We start from the raw sequence: 16,908 nt of genomic DNA, 5'->3' as shown, positions 1-16,908 counted from the left end.
GGACAAGCCGCTCACAAGTGGGACACAAGTCAGCGGGTCAGGACGCCGGGAACGAGACACTCCGCACGAACCGGTTGGCGACCGCGTCGTCACACCTGCCGGAGGAGCAGAAGTAGATCAGGAGAGCGGGCTCGTCCTGCCGTTCGACGACCCAGCCGGTGAACTCGAGCTGGCCGCCGCGCTGGGGGTCGGCGATCGTCCCCTGCAGGCGCGAGGCGTTTCGCCCGCCCACGCTCACCTGGACGACCTGGGAGAAGACGCTGACCGTCCCGGGAAGCGAGGACTGCAGCGTCTCCTGCAGCTGCTTGGCGCCGCCGAGCGGGTCGAGGGTGTCGAGCGTCTGCGCGTAGAAGCCGGTGGCGTCCTGGGGGGCGTCCTTGATGATCTCGTTCGCCGCGGCCCAGTCGGCGGTGACGGGCGTGGCGAACAGCGCGCGGAACTGCTCCACCTTCGGCGAGGCCGCCACGAACACGTCGGCGTGCGGCTCGAGGGTCCAGGTCCCGGGGTACTGGAAGGCGACCGGCACCGCGGACGAACCCTCGTACGCCACCCAGGTGTCGTCGCCGCGCAGGAACGTCGCGAGCACCGCCACCAGCGCGACGATCGCCGTGATCGCCACGGCCGCGCCGATGAGGATGCCCTTCCCGCCGGACGCGGGCTTCTTCTTCGGCGCCTTCCGCGCGCCGGACGCCTCGGTCGTCTCGGACGTCCTGGACGCCGTCTGTGCCGTCGGCGCGTAGGGAGCCTGCACGAGCTGGTACGGCTGGCCGGCGCCGCTGATCGCGTCGCGCAGTTCGGCGATGAACTGGCCGCAGGTGTCGTAACGCTGCTCGGGCGACTTGGCCAGGGCCCGCATCATGACGCCGTCGACCTCGAGCGGCAGCTCGGGACGGAGCGTGGTGAGCGGCGTGGGGGTCTCGGCGAGATGTGCCCAGAGCAGGGCGATCTCGTTGTCACGCTGGAAGGGCAGCCGCCCGGACAGCGCCTCGTAGACCACGCAGGCCAGGCCGTACTGGTCGCAGCGGCCGTCGATGTGCTCCTTGTTGATCTGCTCGGGCGACATGTATCGGGGGGTGCCGATGAACTGGTTGGTCTGGGTCAGCCCGGAGATCGAGGTGCGGTGCTTGGTGATGCCGAAGTCGGTGAGATAGGCGTGGTCGCCCTCGGTGTGGGCGGCGATCAGGATGTTGGCGGGCTTGACGTCGCGGTGGACCAGGTCGTGGGCGTGCGCGGTGTCGAGCGCGGCGGCCACCTGGGCGAAGATCCGGCTGACCTGGCTGACCGGCATCAGGCCCCGGTCGTAGAAGAGCTTGCGCAGGTCGGGGCCGTCGACGTAACGCATCGCGATGTAGAGGGTGCCGTCGTCCGCGCTGTCGGCCTCGTAGATCGGGATGATGTTGGGGTGGTCGATGCTCGCGACCGTGCGCGACTCCAGCACGAAGCGCTGGCGGAACCGGTCGTCCTCGCCGAGCAGCGGATTGAGGATCTTCAGTGCCACCCGGCGGTTGAGCCTGGAGTCGATCGCGAGATAGACGACGGCCATGCCGCCCTTGCCGATGATGTCCTCGATCTGGTAGCCGGCCACTTCCCGGCCGATCAGCGCCCTGTCGTTCACGGACATCACGTCTTGGCCGGCTGGCCGCAGTAGGCGCAGAAGCTGTGGGCGGGGCCCAGCCGCATCCCGCAACCCGTGCAGTATCTCTGCACCACCGTGTCACCGGGTTTCGTTCCCGGCCCCGTGGCGGCACCCGGCCCCGTGTTGTGGCCGGGGGCCGTGTTGTGGCCCGGGTCGCGTGCCACCAGCACCGGCTGGCCGGGCGCGGTGGAGGAGACCTTGGGCAGCGCCGGGAAGGAGCGGCCGACGACGACCGTGGAGTCGGCCTGCTCGTCGAAGGCCGGTCGCGGTGGTGCCGGTACCGGTATCGGTGGCGAGGTCGGGGCCGGGGGCCGGGTCTCCGCGGTCGGACCCGGCTCGGGGTCGGGGTCCTGCGACCCGCGACGCCAGAGCAGGATCGCGGTGGTCAGCACGGCCAGCACCAGCAGTCCTCCGCCGACGAGGAACGGCCACAGGGGCGGGCCCCCCTGGGACGGGCCGGTGGAGGCGGCGGCCCTCTTGGTGCCCTCGTCCTCGGCGGTGCCGCGCTTGGCCTGCGACGTCTTCAGGTGCGCGGCCGCCACGGTGTGGCCCGGGTAGAGCTCGAGCACGCGCTGGAAGGCGGGAACGGCGTCACCGTAGTAGTGGGTGTGGAAGCGGGTCAGCGCCTGCTCGAAGGCGGCGTCGATCGGGCCTCTGGCGGGCGCGACGTCCGCCTCGGCCAGGGCCTTGGTGACCTCGCGGACGCCGATCATCCGGGCGTCCTTGCCGCCGCCGAGCAGCAGGCCGACGACCTCGCCCTTCTTGTCCTCGATCACCGGGCCGCCGAGCAGGCCCTTGTCGACCAGGGCGCCCAGCTTCTCCGGCTCGTTGACCTTGTTCTCCGGGTCCTTGAACTCCCGGCCGCCCTCTCCGGCACCGCCCGCCCGCAGGTGGGCGATGTCGACGGTCTCCGGCAGGTTCGCGGCGGGCCGCCCGGTGAACCCCGCGACCGCCACCGGCGACCCCTCCTTGGCGGGCACCGCGCCGGCGAGCGGGGCGGTGGGCAGGCCCGCGCTCCCGTCGGCGCGGCCGACGGGCCTCAGCACCGCGGGGCTGTCGGGCCTGTCACCGGTACGGGCGATCTCGGCCTTGAACCCCTCCTTGTCGGCGGAGGAGATGTTGGGGAAGACCGTGATCTCGGTGGTGACGTCGATGATGCAGGTGGCGGTGGGCTGCTTGGGCGGGTAACACTCCTGCAGGTGGTGGTTGAGCTGGTCGTCCTTGAGCTTGTGCCGCTCGAAGTCCTCGGGGATCTTGACCTTGTGGTGCGCGGCGAAGATCTTGTTGGCGGCGTAGATCCGGACGTCGCGGTCGGACTTGACCACCCGGGTGAGGGTGACCATGCCGCCCTCGGGATTGATCACGGTGCCGGTGCCGCTGCCGATCGGCACCTCGTAGGAACGCTCCACGTGAACCAGCTCGCCGATGTGGTCGAGCAACGTGATGTCGACCTTCGCCGTCGCCTCGATCCTGACCACCGCGGGGGTCACCAGGTCGGTGATACCGCTGGGGTGCTCGTGAGCCAGGGCGGGGGTCACCCCGGCGATCACCAAGGAGAGCCCGCCGAACACCACCAGCGCCGAACCGAACCGCCGCATCGCCACTCCCTACAGGGGATAGGACCAGGGTCGCAAACGAGGGTGAATAAGTGAACCGTCCAGCCCCGAGGGCTTGACTTTCTTTTCCGCCATCACCAGTGAAAGGCCATGAGCAGGGCATCGCCACCCCGTCTTGACCATCCCGTTTTACGGCCTATCGTCACGCCCACGCCCCGTCGCGGACAGTTACGCAAAGTCTAATCCTGAGCGGCCCCCCGGCGCGACAACGTATGCCGTACGAAGATCGGTCCGCCGGGAAAAGCCCGCCCCCCGGCTGAGAGATCAGGCGGTCGGCACGTCACGGTCCGCCCATCGCCGGGCGCCCTGGAGGACGGCGGTGTGGACGGCGCGGGCGATGCGGGCGCCCCAGGTGGAGCGGGGGCCGCCGAAGAGTTCCTCGGGGCCTCCGGGAACACGGTCGGGGGCGGCCACGCAGACGGCGTCGGAGGCGGTGCCGGTGCAGGGGAAACCGGCCTCCAGCAGTGCCTGGGTCTTGGCCTCGGTCACCGTCATGACCGCGTTGACCAGGGCGGCGTCGCTCATGGCGACCGGTACGGCGACCGCGATGTTGACCGTTCCCGGCAGGAACACGGGGGCCAGCTCGGGGTCGGCGGCGCCTTCCGGGGCGGCGGCCCAGGTGGGGACGCGCAGGCCGACGGTCGCCACGACCTCCGCTCCCCCGTCGCGGGCCCGGGTGAAGTGGTCGACCGAGGCCGCGGTGAGCATGCCGACCCCCGGGCCCGGCGGGGCCAGCTCCAGCAGGTGGTCCACCGGGTCCATCCGCGAGTATCCGGCGACCACCTGCGCGTTGAGCATCCAGGCGGCCGGGCCGATGCCGCCGCCGACCATGGCCGAGGAGATCGCCCGCCAGCCGGGGCCGAACTCCCACAGCAGCGCGGCCAGCCGGGCGCCGTCCTCCTCGCGGTGGCTCAGCCTCAGGGACGCTCCGTGCGGCCCCCGGCTCCGCCCGGTGGCGTCCGGGCGGTCCTCGAACCCGCTCACGAACGCCTCCGGGGCGTCACGGTCCCGCTCAAGGGCGCTCCAGGTGGACCTCGGGCCTGCCGCCGGGACCGGCCGCGACGCGGACGCGGGCGTCGAAGTGCTCACCGATCAGCTCCCCGGTGAGCACCTCGGCAGGGGTGCCGGAGGCGGCCACCCGGCCGCCCGAGAGCAGCATCATCGAGTCGGCGTACTGACCCGCGAGGCTCAGGTCGTGCAGGGTCGTGACGACGGTCAGCCCGTCGGCCAGCCGGAGCCGGTCCACGAGCTCCAGCACCTGTTGCTGGTGCCCCAGGTCGAGGGCCGTGGTGGGCTCGTCGAGCAGGAGCACCGGGGCCTGCTGGGTCAGCGCCCTGGCGAGCACGACGCGCTGGCGCTCGCCGCCGGACAGGTGGGCGAGCGGCCGCGCGGCGAGGGAGGACAGGTCCAGCCGCTCCAGCACCGAGGCGGTCACCTCGCGGTCGTGGCGGCTCTCGCGGCCCAGGTAGGAGATGTACGGGGTACGGCCGAGCAACGCGTAGTCGAACACGGTCATGTCGGCCGGCAGCGCCGGGGACTGCGGGGCGCAGGCCAGCAGCCTGGCCCGCTCCCTGGGCTTGAGCCGCCTGAGCGGCACGTCGTCGACGAGCACCTCGCCCTCGAAGGACAGCACTCCCGCCAGGGCGCGCAGCAGCGTGGACTTGCCCGCGCCGTTGGCGCCGATGACGGCGAGCCAGCCGCCGTCCCGTATGTCGAGGCCGACGCCGGACAGCACCGCGCGCCGGTCCATCACGACCGACAGGTCCCTCACCACGAGGTGGCTCACCGGTCTCCCCTCCGTTTCTCCCCTTCGCGCGGCTTCTGCCCGCGCGACTTCTCCCCGCGCGGCGCACGGGCCCCGGCGGCGCGCTCACCGTACGGGCGGGCCGGCGCCCTCCCTTCGCCGCTCGCGCGCGGCGTCACGTCTCCACCCGGCGGGTCACGCGCAGCACGGCCACGAAGAACGGCGCGCCGACGAAGGCGGTCACCACCCCGATGGGCAGCTCGGCGGGGGCGAGCACGGTCCTGGCGACCAGGTCGGCGAGGATCAGGAAGGCGGCCCCGCCGATCAGCGAGATCGGCAGCACGATCCGGTACGACGCCCCGGCCAGGCGGCGGACCACGTGCGGCACGACGAGGCCGACGAAGCCGATCAGCCCGCTGACCGCGACGGCCGCCGCGGTGGCCAGCGAGGCGGCGAGCAGGACGACGAGGCGGACGCGGGCGGCGTTCAGGCCGAGGGTGACCGCCTCGTCGTCGCCGACCGAGAGCACGTCGAGGAGCCTGCCGTGCAGCAGCATGACCACCACCGAGACGGCGGCGTACGGGGCGACGAGCGTGACCTGGGCCCAGCCGCCGCCGACGTCGCCGAGGATCCAGGCGTAGATGCGCTGGAGTTCCTCCACCCTGAGCTGCTGCAGGAACGTCTGGATCGCGGTGAGGAAGGACGTGACCGCGACGCCCGCGAGGACCAGCGTGGCGGTGCCGCCGCCCCGGCCAGCCGCGCTGCCCAGCGCGTAGGCGAGCAGCACGCCGCCGACGGCCCCGGCGAAGGCCGCGGCGGGAATGCCGATCGCCTCGATGTCGCCGCCGGTGAAGACGATCGCCGCCGTGGTCGTCAGACCCGCGCCCGCGGCGGCTCCCAGCAGGTAGGGGTCCGCGAGCGGGTTGCGGAAGACGCCCTGGTAGCCGGCTCCGGCGACGGCCAGCAGGCCGCCGACGATCGCGGCGAGCAGGACCCGGGGCAGCCGCAGCTCGGTCAGCAGGCCCAGCTCGACCGGGGCCAGCCCCGAGTCCACCGAGACGAACGGCAGCCAGTCGAGCATCTGGAGCATCACGCCGCGCGGCGCGATGCCCGCCGCGCCGGCCAGCAGCCCGGCGAACATGCTCGCCAGGAGCACGCCCACGGCCGAGAGCGTCACCAGCGGGTTCAGCCGTGCCGCCTGCCTTCCCTGGCCGCCGGCCTCCCAGGTCACACCGGTGCCGGTGCCGGTGTCCGTGCCGGCGCCTTCACCCGTACCGGTGTCCGTACCGGGGGACGACTCCGAGGCCGCGTCGCCGGGACTCACCGGGTGCCCGGGGCGGATGCCTCGTCCTTCGGGGCGGGGAGAGAGCATTTCTCGTTTCTTCTTGACGCCGGTCAGCCTGCCGCCACCTTCTGGACGGCGTCACCGATCTGCCTGGCGAGGTCGACGACGCGCGGGCCCCAGCGGGAGGCGACGTCGTCGTCGAGGAGGACGACCTGGTCGTTCTTGACGGCGGAGAGCTTGGACCAGCCGGGACGCTTGGCGAGGGTGTCCCTGGACTGGCCGCAGCACTTGGTGTCGGCCAGGAAGACGAGGTCGGGGTCGGCCTTGGCGACGAACTCGGCGGAGAGCTTGGGGTAGCCCCCGGCCGCGTCGGGAGCCTCGTCGGCGATGTTGCTCATGCCGAACAGCCCGTAGATCTGTCCGATGAAGGTGGTGGAGGTGGCCGAATAAGGAGTGGTGTCCAGCTCGTGGTAGTAGGTGAGTTTCGCGTCCTTCGGCGCGGCAGCGGTGATCTCGTCGAGCTGCTTCCTCATCCCGGCGACGAGCTCGGCGGCCCTGTCGCCGTTGCCGGTGGCGGCGCCGAGGTCGGTGATCTGGTCGTAGGCCTCGTCGAGCTTGGTGGCGGCGGGCTCCAGCAGCACGGGGACGCCGACCTTGCCCAGCGCCGCCACGACGCTGTCGGCGTCGTTGGCGACCACGACCAGGTCGGGTTTCCTGGCGATGATCGCCTCCACGTTCGGCTTGAAGCCGGACAGGTCGCTCTTCGGCGCGTCGGCGGGATGGTTGGACTGGTCGTCCACCGCCACGACCTGCGGTCCGGCGCCGATCGCGAACAGGCTCTCGGTGGCACTCGGCGACAGCGAGACGATCCGCTCGGGCCGCTTGGCGACGGCGACGGGGCCGTTGCCCGCCTCGACGGTGACGGGGAATCCCGCCGCCGAGGGGGTGGCCACCGCGGTCGCGGAGCTCGCAGAGGTGGCGGGGGGCGAGGCGGAGGTGCTCTGGCCGCATCCGGCGAGGGTCAGCGCGGCGAGCAGGGCACCGGCGAGGGCGGCGGGGGCAGCGAGGGCGCTGCGTACGGGCCTCACACGAGGTCCTTTCAGTTGCCGGAACCGAGGGACCCAGGAAAGACGGGTCACCCTTTTCCACGAGGGTCGGCGTCGACGCGGCGGAGGCGACCTGGCTCGACCCCTGAGGGCCATGACAGTTGCGGGACAGCGCCGGGCTCACACCGGACTTCGCTCACGCCACGCGTCAGAGGAACGGTATCAATCCCCCCGAAGGTCCTCCCAGGGTCCCCGGGGTCAGGGGGTTTTCGGCCCGTCCCCTCCGGCGAACCGTCCTCGGCCCGGGCCGCTCCTCAGCCCGTTGCCCCTCGGCTGAGCCGCTCCTCAGCCGAGTCGCTCCTCGGCCGGTTCCTCCTCAGCCGAGCTGCTCCTCGGCGGCGGCGATGATCTCCTGCAGGCGCAGGCCGTGCGCGGCGTCCAGCGGGTGGCCGCCACCGCGCCGTACGGTCAGCGCGAACTCGGCGAGCATGAGGGAGAAGACGTCGGAGCCCAGCCGGGTGCCGTCCAGGGACTCCCTGCCGAGACGCCCGTAGATCTCGACGTCGGAGGGCGGGTTCTCCCCCGGCACGCTCATGCACAGCGACGCCTCGCTGACCGCGCCGGTCTCGTGCTCCAGCAGCAGGCCGACCCAGCCCAGCGGGTTACCGTGCGCCCGGACCCCGACGACCCTGCCGAGCGCCACGTCCAGCATGTCGATCATGTGCGGGCCGACGTCGAGGATCGCGCCGCGCTCCAGCCGCCAGGAGGTGGCGAAGGCTCCGCCGAGCATCGCCCCGGAGATGTTGGCCGCCCTCCCGCCGAACGGCTCGATGGCCGAGACCCTGGCCAGGAAGGCACGGGTGGCGGGCGAGTAACGCCAGGTGAGGACCATCTGCGAGGCCACGCCCGCCTCGGCGACCGCCTCGGCCAGCCGCCTGGCTCCGTCCAGGTCGGCGGCGAGCGGTTTCTCCAGCAGCAGCGCCTTGCCCGCCTTGGCGGCACGCACCCCCAGCTCGGCCTGGACCGCGGGCGGCACCGAGAACGCGACCGCCTCGCAGTTGTCGAAGAGTTCCTCGATCCGCTCGAAGACCGGGGCGCCGAACCTGGCCGCGGCCTCGGGGCGACGAGCCCACACACCCGCCAGACGCGTGTTCGGACCAGCCGCCAGCATCGGCGCGTGCACCATCTCGGCCCACGGTCCGGCGCCTACCAGACCCACAGATAACGTCACCGATCCAGTTTCGCACGCTCTCCCACCGTGATCGCGTGCCCCGGAGGGTGTTCCGCGCCCCGCCGCCGGCGCGCCACCGGCACGCCACCGCCAGGCCACCGATATGCCACCGGCGGGTCACCGGCGAGCGACCCGTACCGGCATGATGGGAACCACGTTGACATCCTCCTCGCCCTGAAGGGCGGGGATTCCCACGGTCGCCCGTGAGGGTTCCTGCTTCACCGCCAACTGCCCGCCAGAGAGGACTCTCTGTGAGGTCTTACGTCAGCTCCACAGGCGTTTCACCTCTCCGCCAGCCCGGCGGCGAGGATGTTCTTCGCGGCGTTCACGTCCCGATCATGGGACGCGCCGCAGGTGCATACCCAATCGCGGACGCCCAGCGGCATGGACCGCTGGATGGTGCCGCACGCCGAACACAGCTTCGAGGAGGGGAACCAGCGATCCACGACCAGCAGTTCCCGCCCGTACCACTGCGTTTTGTACTCCAGCATGGACCGCATCTGGCGCCACGAGGCGTCCGAGATCGCGCGGGCCAGTTTGTGGTTCTTCACCAGGTTGCGCACGGTGAGGTCTTCGATCGCGACCGTTTGGTTTTCACGGACGAGACGTGTGGTGACCTTGTGCAGGTGATCGCGGCGGCGGTCGGTGATGCGGGCGTGGATGCGGGCGACTTTGAGTTTGGCCTTGGCCCGGTTGGCCGACCCCTTCTCCTTGCGGGCGAGGGTGCGCTGAGCCTTGGCGAGTTTGCGGCGGTCGGCTCGCTCATGCTTCGGATTGACGATCTTCTGTCCGGTGGAGAGCGTCGCCAACGCCGTGATACCCGCATCCACCCCGACCACGTTCGCGGTCGGGGGGAGCGGGGTGATGCGGTCTTCACACAGGATCGCCACGAACCAGCGCCCGGCGGCGTCCTTGGTCACGGTTACCGTGGACGGCTGTGCACCCTCGGGCAGCGGACGCGACCATACGACGTTCAAAGGCGCGTTCATCTTCGCGAGGGTGATCTGACCGTCTCGGTAGGTGAACGCCGAGCGGGTGTACTCGGCGCTGAGCCGCGACTTCTTCTTGGATTTGAACGTCGGGTACTTCGCGCGCTTGGCGAAGAAGTTCGCGAACGCCGCCTGCAGGTGGCGGAGCGCCTGCTGAAGCGGGACCGACGACACCTCGTTCAGGAACGACAGATCTTCGGTCTTCTTCCACTCTGTCAGCGCGGCCGACGACTGCACGTAGGTAACCTTGCGGCCTTCCAGGGTGTAGGCGCGGCTGCGGTGTTCGAGGGCTTTGTTGTAGACGAGGCGGGCGCAGCCGAACGTGCGAGACAGCTCCGCCGCCTGCTCGTTCGTCGGGTAGAGGCGGAACTTGTAGGCCCGCTTCACGATCTGCGCCACGCCTCACACAATACTGCAAGATCAGTTAGGCTGCGGTTGGAACGGGTCATCAGGGTCCAGGCACGCCAGGGCGCCAGGGCGCTTTCCCGCTCCCGTTTCCTCCCCGGCCTGAAGGCCGGAATATCCACGGGAGTTATTCGATGAACCAGATGACTCTGCTGCGGCACGGCGAGACCGAGTGGAGCCGGGACGGCCGGCACACCGGGCTCACCGACCTGCCGCTGACCGCCAAGGGCGAGGACCAGGCGCGGGCGCTGGCCCCGCTGATCGCGGGCCGGACGTTCGACCTGGCCCTGGTGAGCCCGGCCAGGCGCGCGAGGGACACCGCCGAGCTGGCCGGGATCGGCGCCCCCGAGATCGAGCCCGACCTGTGGGAATGGGACTACGGCGGCTACGAGGGCGTCACCACCGCCACGATCCGCGAGAGCCGTCCCGGCTGGTACCTGTGGCGCGACGGCGTCGTCCCCGGTGACTCCGGCCATCCCGGCGAGAGCGCGGAGCAGGTCGGCGCCCGCGCCGACCGGGTGATCGCCCGCGCCAGGGCGGTGGAGGGGGACGTGGTCGTGGTCGCCCACGGGCACTACCTGCGGGTGCTGTGCGCCCGCTGGCTCGGACTGCCCCCGCGGGACGGGCGTCTGTTCCGCCTGGACACGGGGACCTACTCCCGGCTCGGCTTCGAGCACGGCGAGCCGGTGGTCCTCGCCTGGAACGCCCCTGTCTGACCCCGCAAGGGCCGGGGCCGGAGAACGGCCGGGGGCGGGGAGGGCGCCGCGAGGAGAGCCCCGCGCCCCGGGCCCGCGGGAAACCTCCCGGCCCTCGCGTCCCGGCCGGGCGCGATCACGCCGGCCGGCGAGGAGATCTCGTTCAGGGAGATCTCGTTCAGGCGGCGAGCTCGACGGGCTGGGGACCCCTGCCCGTCAGCCATTCGAGGACCTTGCGATGCCCGTGGCAGGCGTCCTCGAAGTGACCCCAACGCCAGTAACGCGGCTGGTCGCGCACTCCGGTGACCCATGTGCGGTAGGACACCGGAGTGGGCGTACCCTCCCCGGTCGCCGCCGAGGCGACGCCGTAAGTGCGGATCACGACGCGCCCGCCTGGTGCGAACAACACGTCGTCGGCAACCGGATACAAGGTCATCTGGTCGAGCACGGTTTGAGCCCCCAATCACTGTGATCTCAAACTCTTCCGTGCCGATCCACTCCCCCGGTTACGTCACAGGCGCGCCACGGTTAACCTGGCGGCCCTGATGTAAAAACGGTGTTACACCGTTAAACCGTCGAACTCCCCATCCTTCACCCCGAGTACCAGGGCGCGAATCTCATCCCGCGTGTAGATCAGGGCAGGCCCCTCGGGGAAACGCGAATTACGGACCGCGATGCTGCCGTCCGACAGCTCGGCCAGTTCGACGCAGTTACCCGTCGAGTTGCTGTGGCGGCTCTTGCGCCAGCTGGCCCCGGCAAGGTCAGTGGCGGGCATGCCGTTGTAGGTCTGCTTCATTTACATCTCTCTGAGAAGGTCGCCGAGGATCTCGGCGGTGCCCCCGGGCGTGGTGCTTTCCACGCACAACTGCTCCATGGCCGTGAGATATGGATCGATATCCTCACGTTTATCCAGGTAGAGGGCACCCCAGAGCTGCTCGACATAGACGACGTCCGACAGGTCGGACTCGGGAAACCGCAAGATGCTGAACGCACCACCCTCGGCCGCGTGCATGCCGAATCGAAAGGGCATCACCTGAAGGGTGATGTTGGGAAGCGAGGACACCTCCAGCAGGTGCTGGAGTTGTTCACGCATGATCTCCTTGCCTCCGATGGGACGCCTCAGGGCCGCCTCGTCGATAACCGCCCACAACCGGGGGCCGTCTTTCTTCGTCAGGCGATCCTGCCGCTGCATGCGCATATGCACACGACGCTCGATCTCCGCCTCCGGCACGTCCGGGTAGCCCAACCGGATCACGGTGTGCGCGTAGGCGGACGTCTGCAGCAGGCCGGGAATGAACTGCACCTCGTAGGTGCGGATCATGTTCGTCGCCTCCTCCAGCCCCACGTAGGTGGTGAACCAGTGCGGCAACAGGTCGCCGTACTTGTGCCACCAGCCCGGGGTGTTCGCCTCGCGGACCATCTCCAGCAGGCCGCGCCGTTCTGCGTCGTCGAGCACGCCGTACAGGGTGAGCAGGTCTTCCACGTCACGTGTCTTGAAGCCGACGCGGCCGAGTTCCATGCGGCTGATCTTGGACTCGGAGGCGCGGATGTGAAATCCCGCGGCCTCACGGGCGAGTCCCTTCTCCTCACGCAGCCGGCGCAGGCTCGCTCCGAGCATGATTCGCCGAACAGTGGAACCGGTACCGGGCGGATCCATGGACACGTGGTGCTCCTCGCTCGCTTTCCTGATCGACAGTCTGTCACTTCGTGACCTAAGAATCCTCGGCCACGACCAAGATCCCCTTTCGTCCGTAATCACCCAATCATGGGTAACGGTAGCGGTTGCACACACCTTATGCACGTGCATTCGCTCTTGCACCTGCACGGGAGTTTGCAGCATGATGGCGGCTGTGCAGTCCGCCCAAACCGCGCCCCCCCGAGCGTCAACGTCATGGACGGCGCTCGACTGGTGGCCCCCCGCCGGCTGGTGGCCCGATTCCGCGCGCGATCTCCTTTCCGGATCCCCGGCAGCCATGGCCAGCGCCACCTTCGTGCTCCCGCCCCACGCCGAGTCCGTCCACTCCGCCCGCAGCTTCGCGACGGGCACCCTCACCGGATGGAGCCTCGGTGAACTGAGCGAGAACATGGAGCTGGTGGTCTCGGAGCTCGCGACCAACGCCTTCAGACACGGCCTGAGACTGGCCGAGTCACGGGCCAGGGAGCCGATCCGTCTCTCCCTGCTCCGGCGCGGCGGGCTGGTCGCCTGCACGCTCAACGACCCGGGAGCCGGCTTCCCCGCGCTCCGCGATCCCTCTCCCCTCGACATCGGCGGTCTCGGGCTGCACATCGTCGAGTCGCTGAGCCTCCGCTGGGGCTGGGCACCGCTGGCCCCGTACGGCAAGATCGTGTGGGCCGTCCTCAGAACGGGCCTCCCCGAGGAGCCCGGCCCCCTCGACCGCCCGTAGCAGCCGCCCGCAGTTCCCGCCCGTGGTTCCCTCACCGCCCGCAGTCCCTCCGGGCGATCCGCCGAACCGGCCCCCTTCCCCCGGCCGGCCCGCGGAACGCCCTCCGGTCCGCCCGTGCCCCCCGGCCCCAGGGTCCTCTCCGGGCCCGACGACCTTCCCCGCCTTTCCAGGACCTCCACCGAACCCCTTCCGGACGGCGCCGCCCCTTCCCCTTTCAGAGGCGCCGATCGGTCCCGGGGCCGCCACCCCTCCCGCCTCGCGGCCCCGGGACCGATCAGAACCGGACGGAGAGCTCTATAACGCATCGCATTCTGCGCGGTAGATGCCGTCAGAGATGCCCTCTGCATTACCGTGGATGTTTATGGCTCACGGAGAGTCCCCGCGCGAGATTCCTGAGAGAGCTGCGAGATGGACGATCACCTGCTCGGCTGGTTGAAAACCCTCGACGAAGAACGGCTCGCCCGAGTTCTGGCCAACCGGCTGGACGCCATCGCCCCACCGTGGCCGCGCCGCCTGGACACCCTGGCGCAGCGGCTGGGCAACGGGTTCGCGGTGATGGAGGTCATGCGCGGGCTGCCGCTGCCCTCGCTGGAGGTGGCGCAGGCGTCACTCGCCCTCGGCGAGCAGGCCGGGCCGGAGACGGTCGCCCGGTTCATGGGCGTGCCCGAGGCCGAGGTGTCGCCCTGGCTCGACCTGCTGTTCGACCACGCGCTGGCGTGGCCGGACGGCGAGGGCCGCATCCGGGTGGCGGAGGGGGTCGCCCGGTGGTGGGCGGCGCCCTGCGGTCTCGGTGAGCCGCTCCCCCACTATCTGAACTCCTGGACGGTCAGCGCCGACGCGCTGCGCGGGCTGGCCAGGACGCTCGGCCTGCCGCACGGCCCCAAGCGGCGCACGGTCACCAGGGTCACCGAGATCCTCTCCGACCCGGCGCGGGTGACCGCGCTGCTGGAGAGGGCACCTGAGGGCGCGAGGCGGCTGCTGGACGAGTTCGCCTGGGACGGCCCGGTCCGCGACGTGGACGGCGGCAGGTTCGTGGTGCCCGGCGCCCCCGAGAAGTGGGCGGCCGACCACGGGCTGCTCTTCCGCCCCAGCTGGAACGTGGCCGAGATGCCCCGCGAGGTGGCGCTCGCGCTGCGCGGCCCCGACTACCACCCGCCCTTCACCCCCGCCCCGCCCGACCTCGCCACCATCCCCGTCGACCCCGAGGCCGTCGACCACCTGATGACGCTGGCCGCCCCGCACGTGGTGGAGCGCTGCGCCGCCATGCTGGAGAACACCGCGAAGTTCCCGCTGCCGCTGCTCAAGGCGGGCGGGGTCGGGGTGCGCGAGGTCCGGCGGGTGGCCAAGGACACCGGCTGCGACGAGGACGAGACCCGGCTGCTGCTCGAGGTCTGCGCGGTGGCCCGCCTGCTGGCCTGGGACGAGTCCGCCGGCGGGCTGGTGCCCACCGAGAAGTTCGACCGCTGGCGGCTGGACGACGCCGCCGCCAGGCTCAGGGTGCTGCTGTCGGCGTGGTGGCGGATGGAGCGCTCGTCGCTGCGGAAGGTCGACGGCAAGTACGGCACGGTGCTCGGCGACGACCCGGCCGGAGCCATGGTCGCCCGCGCCCGGCGGGCGCTGCTCGGCGTGCTGGCCCGGCTGCCCGCCAGCACGGCGTGCACCGACCGGGCGGGGCTGGTCAGGTCCGCGCACTGGCACGCCCCGCTGCTGGACCAGTCGCTGCTGGCCGAGTGCGCCCCCGCCGTGCTGGAGGAGGCCCGCGTGCTCGGGCTTGTCGCCCTCGACACGATCACCGACCTCGGCCGGGCGATGGCCGGGCTGGACGCCTTCCCCGGCGACGAGATCGACGACTCGTCGCCCATCGTGGAGAACGACCCCGTGCTGGTCGAGTGCTCCACCAGGGCGCTGGCCAGCGTGCGGCGGAGCGCGCTCTTCGGTGCCGACCTCACCGCCGTGGTGACCGGCCCGCCCGCCGGGGAGCTCGCCGAGCTGCTCGACCGGGCCGCGGAACGCGAGTCACGGGGCGCGGCCTCGGTGTGGCGGTTCACCCCGGCCAGCGTGCGCCGGGCCATGGACTCCGGCTACACCGCCGAGGGCCTGCTGGCCGACCTCGCGGAGGTGGGCACGGTGCCGCAGCCCCTCGACTACCTGATACACGACGTGGCCAGGCGGCACGGCGAGGTCACGGTGACCACGGTCGCCTGCATCGTGCAGGCCTCCGACCCGGCACTGCTCGCCGAGATCGCCGGGCACCGGCGGCTGGGCAGGCTGGGCCTGCGGCTGCTCGCCCCGACCGTGCTGGCCAGCTCGGTGCCCGCCGACAAGACCCTGGCGGCGCTGCGGGAGAACGGCTACGCGCCGGTGCCGATCGAGGACACCGGTGAGATCACCATCCGCAGGGCCCGCGTCGAGGAGCCGCAGAACGGGCGGCTGATCCTGCTTCCCGGGGGCCGGGTGGCCGAGTTCGAGCAGCCTTCGTACCCGCTGGTGGAACCGCCTCCCGACCCGCACGAGCACGCCCAGCGCCTGCTCGTCGCCGAGGGCGAGGCCTCCCAGTCCGTCGGCAGGACGTGGGCGGTCATCGGCCGGATGGCCTCCCGCCTGCCGACCGCCCAGCAGTCGCTGCTCGGCTTCGTCGTCGACCGCGGCGTACGGGCGGCGATCACGCTGACCGACGGCCTGACCGCCACCATCAGCCACGGCGAGCTGCGCAGCGGCGTGCTCGACGCGTGGTGCGAGGAGGCGGGCGACTACCTGGAGTTCCCGCTGGCCGACATCGTCGAGGTCCGCGGCACCTACGCCTGACCCGGTCAGAGCTTCTTGGCCTTGGCGAGATCGGTGTGGAGTCGCTCCAGCACGTCGGCGTAGCCCTGGTAGCTGTAGCGCTCCTCGGCGTGCCACTGGTAGACCTGCCCCGCCTTGACCGCGGGCAGCGCGGCGAAGGTCGGCTTCTTCTTCATCTCCTCGGGTTGCATCGACTGGGTGCGCGCGTCCACCAGGATCACGTCCGCCTCGTAGGTGTCGGCGTTCTCCCAGCTCAGGGTCTGCCAGAAGCCGCCGTCGTCGACCTTCTCCGGCACCACCGGGTCCAGGCCGAGCTCCTTGAAGTAGCGCACGTCCGCGTGGTCGTCGGGGTTGGCCACCCACATCGCCTCCGGCCCGCCCGCCATGACCAGCACCTTCAGGCCCTTGGCCTCGGGGGTGGCGAGCGCGGCGGAGGCGGCCTCGAACCTGGCCTTGGCCCCGGTCACCCCGGGGGCGTCGAGATCGGCGCCGAGGGCGGCCGCGACCTGCCCGTACCTCTCGATGAGCTTGGGCACCGACGCCCCGGTCAGGCTGACGCCGAGGGTGGGCGCGACCTGCTCGATGGTGGAGGCGGACTTCTGCGGCACGTACCAGAGGGCGTCCTTGGCGTACATACCGCTGATCAGCAGGTCCGGCTGGAGCGAGATGTACTTCTCGACGTTGAACTCGTCCCACACGTTGCCGATGGACTCGACCTTGGTGATGTCGACGTCGCCGACCTGGGGGTCCTTCGTGCCGTCCTTGAGCCTGTGCGGCCCGAAGACCGCGACGGGGCGGACCCCGAAGTCCCAGAGCGCCGCGGCGGCGCCGACCTGGGCGACGACCCGGGCCGGGCGCTTGGGCACCTCGATCTTCTTTCCACGGTCGTCGGTGAAAGTCCACGGACCCGCCGCGGGGGCGGCGGCCGGGGAGCCGACCGGCGCCGCGGCCGTCTCCGCACCGCTGCCGCACGCGGCCAGGACGAACACGAGACCGAGGCCCGTGGCCATGAATCCCCGCCGCGGCAGGACAGGTAGGGACATTTCCGACTCCAAAGGCTAGGCTTACCTAA

General features: G+C 71.1%; 15 protein-coding genes. 3 read left to right on the top strand and 12 right to left on the bottom strand.

Annotation, left to right across the window (positions count from 1 at the left end; genetic code table 11):
* Window positions 1-37: 37 nt before the first annotated feature.
* The 8 genes from AB0G15_RS06870 to AB0G15_RS06835 form a co-directional block, all read right to left on the bottom strand.
* Complete coding sequence (locus tag AB0G15_RS06870) at window positions 38-1,621, bottom strand: serine/threonine-protein kinase (protein ID WP_362836139.1); 1,584 nt, start codon at window positions 1,619-1,621, stop codon at window positions 38-40.
* Window positions 1,621-3,234 carry a hypothetical protein gene (locus AB0G15_RS06865; protein ID WP_362836137.1) on the bottom strand — a complete coding sequence of 538 codons (1,614 nt, stop codon included), beginning with the start codon at window positions 3,232-3,234 and terminating at the stop codon, window positions 1,621-1,623. The genes AB0G15_RS06870 and AB0G15_RS06865 overlap by 1 nt, the downstream gene beginning before the upstream one ends.
* Before the next feature lie 282 nt (window positions 3,235-3,516).
* A complete protein-coding gene (locus tag AB0G15_RS06860) occupies window positions 3,517-4,173 on the bottom strand; it encodes an adenosylcobinamide amidohydrolase (protein ID WP_362836348.1) in 657 nt (218 codons plus the stop codon).
* A gap of 91 nt (window positions 4,174-4,264) precedes the next feature.
* Complete coding sequence (locus AB0G15_RS06855; RefSeq protein ID WP_362836135.1) at window positions 4,265-5,038, bottom strand: ABC transporter ATP-binding protein; 774 nt, start codon at window positions 5,036-5,038, stop codon at window positions 4,265-4,267.
* Between the two features lie 133 nt (window positions 5,039-5,171).
* Window positions 5,172-6,368 (bottom strand): iron ABC transporter permease, encoded by a 1,197-nt coding sequence (locus AB0G15_RS06850; RefSeq protein WP_362836133.1) that lies wholly within the window; start codon window positions 6,366-6,368, stop codon window positions 5,172-5,174.
* Between the two features lie 23 nt (window positions 6,369-6,391).
* The gene (locus AB0G15_RS06845) at window positions 6,392-7,369 is read right to left on the bottom strand and encodes an ABC transporter substrate-binding protein (protein ID WP_362836131.1); all 978 of its coding nucleotides are present in this window, start codon (window positions 7,367-7,369) and stop codon (window positions 6,392-6,394) included.
* Window positions 7,370-7,703: 334 nt separating this feature from the next.
* Entirely contained in the window at window positions 7,704-8,558 is an 855-nt protein-coding gene (locus AB0G15_RS06840) for a Gfo/Idh/MocA family oxidoreductase (RefSeq protein ID WP_362676871.1), read from the bottom strand.
* 281 nt (window positions 8,559-8,839) lie between these two features.
* The gene (locus tag AB0G15_RS06835; RefSeq protein ID WP_362836129.1) at window positions 8,840-9,946 is read right to left on the bottom strand and encodes an RNA-guided endonuclease TnpB family protein; all 1,107 of its coding nucleotides are present in this window, start codon (window positions 9,944-9,946) and stop codon (window positions 8,840-8,842) included.
* Between the two features lie 140 nt (window positions 9,947-10,086).
* Between AB0G15_RS06835 and AB0G15_RS06830 the strand changes: the two genes are divergently transcribed.
* Window positions 10,087-10,668: a histidine phosphatase family protein gene (locus AB0G15_RS06830; RefSeq protein WP_362836127.1), complete on the top strand. Its 582-nt coding sequence runs from the start codon at window positions 10,087-10,089 to the stop codon at window positions 10,666-10,668.
* A 157-nt stretch (window positions 10,669-10,825) separates the two neighbouring features.
* Here AB0G15_RS06830 and AB0G15_RS06825 read toward each other — a convergent pair whose 3' ends face one another.
* The 3 genes from AB0G15_RS06825 to AB0G15_RS06815 all read right to left on the bottom strand — a co-directional run bounded on the left by AB0G15_RS06825 (window position 10,826) and on the right by AB0G15_RS06815 (window position 12,304).
* On the bottom strand, window positions 10,826-11,029 hold the full coding sequence (locus AB0G15_RS06825) for a hypothetical protein (protein WP_350970701.1): 204 nt from the start codon (window positions 11,027-11,029) through the stop codon (window positions 10,826-10,828).
* A 177-nt stretch (window positions 11,030-11,206) separates the two neighbouring features.
* Complete coding sequence (locus AB0G15_RS06820; RefSeq protein ID WP_329092568.1) at window positions 11,207-11,443, bottom strand: DUF397 domain-containing protein; 237 nt, start codon at window positions 11,441-11,443, stop codon at window positions 11,207-11,209.
* Window positions 11,444-12,304, bottom strand: a complete 861-nt coding sequence (locus AB0G15_RS06815; protein WP_362677934.1) for a helix-turn-helix transcriptional regulator — start codon at window positions 12,302-12,304, stop codon at window positions 11,444-11,446.
* Between the two features lie 316 nt (window positions 12,305-12,620).
* Here AB0G15_RS06815 and AB0G15_RS06810 point away from each other — a divergent pair, with 316 nt between their 5' ends.
* Window positions 12,621-13,052: an ATP-binding protein gene (locus tag AB0G15_RS06810; protein ID WP_362836125.1), complete on the top strand. Its 432-nt coding sequence runs from the start codon at window positions 12,621-12,623 to the stop codon at window positions 13,050-13,052.
* Window positions 13,053-13,460: 408 nt separating this feature from the next.
* Window positions 13,461-15,857, top strand: a complete 2,397-nt coding sequence (locus AB0G15_RS06805; protein ID WP_362836123.1) for a helicase-associated domain-containing protein — start codon at window positions 13,461-13,463, stop codon at window positions 15,855-15,857.
* 5 nt (window positions 15,858-15,862) lie between these two features.
* Here the strand turns inward: AB0G15_RS06805 and AB0G15_RS06800 are convergent, their stop codons facing one another.
* Window positions 15,863-16,879, bottom strand: a complete 1,017-nt coding sequence (locus AB0G15_RS06800; protein ID WP_362836121.1) for an ABC transporter substrate-binding protein — start codon at window positions 16,877-16,879, stop codon at window positions 15,863-15,865.
* Window positions 16,880-16,908: the final 29 nt, after the last annotated feature.

It is taken from the genome of Streptosporangium sp. NPDC023825, assembly GCF_040639575.1.
Lineage (GTDB): Bacteria > Actinomycetota > Actinomycetes > Streptosporangiales > Streptosporangiaceae > Streptosporangium.
The sequence above is the reverse complement of the archived record's forward strand: the minus strand, read 5'-3'. Positions and strand labels throughout refer to the sequence as shown.

Bases quoted from the DNA above. Each gene is read 5' to 3' on its own strand.
- AB0G15_RS06870 (WP_362836139.1), bottom strand. From the start codon at position 1,621: ATGTCCGTGAACGACAGGGCGCTGATCGGCCGGGAAGTGGCCGGCTAC.
- AB0G15_RS06820 (WP_329092568.1), bottom strand. From the start codon at position 11,443: ATGAAGCAGACCTACAACGGCATGCCCGCCACTGACCTTGCCGGGGCC.
- AB0G15_RS06805 (WP_362836123.1), top strand. From the start codon at position 13,461: ATGGACGATCACCTGCTCGGCTGGTTGAAAACCCTCGACGAAGAACGG.
- AB0G15_RS06800 (WP_362836121.1), bottom strand. From the start codon at position 16,879: ATGTCCCTACCTGTCCTGCCGCGGCGGGGATTCATGGCCACGGGCCTC.
- AB0G15_RS06865 (WP_362836137.1), bottom strand. From the start codon at position 3,234: ATGCGGCGGTTCGGTTCGGCGCTGGTGGTGTTCGGCGGGCTCTCCTTG.
- AB0G15_RS06810 (WP_362836125.1), top strand. From the start codon at position 12,621: ATGGCCAGCGCCACCTTCGTGCTCCCGCCCCACGCCGAGTCCGTCCAC.
- AB0G15_RS06815 (WP_362677934.1), bottom strand. From the start codon at position 12,304: ATGGATCCGCCCGGTACCGGTTCCACTGTTCGGCGAATCATGCTCGGA.
- AB0G15_RS06830 (WP_362836127.1), top strand. From the start codon at position 10,087: ATGAACCAGATGACTCTGCTGCGGCACGGCGAGACCGAGTGGAGCCGG.
- AB0G15_RS06850 (WP_362836133.1), bottom strand. From the start codon at position 6,368: ATGCTCTCTCCCCGCCCCGAAGGACGAGGCATCCGCCCCGGGCACCCG.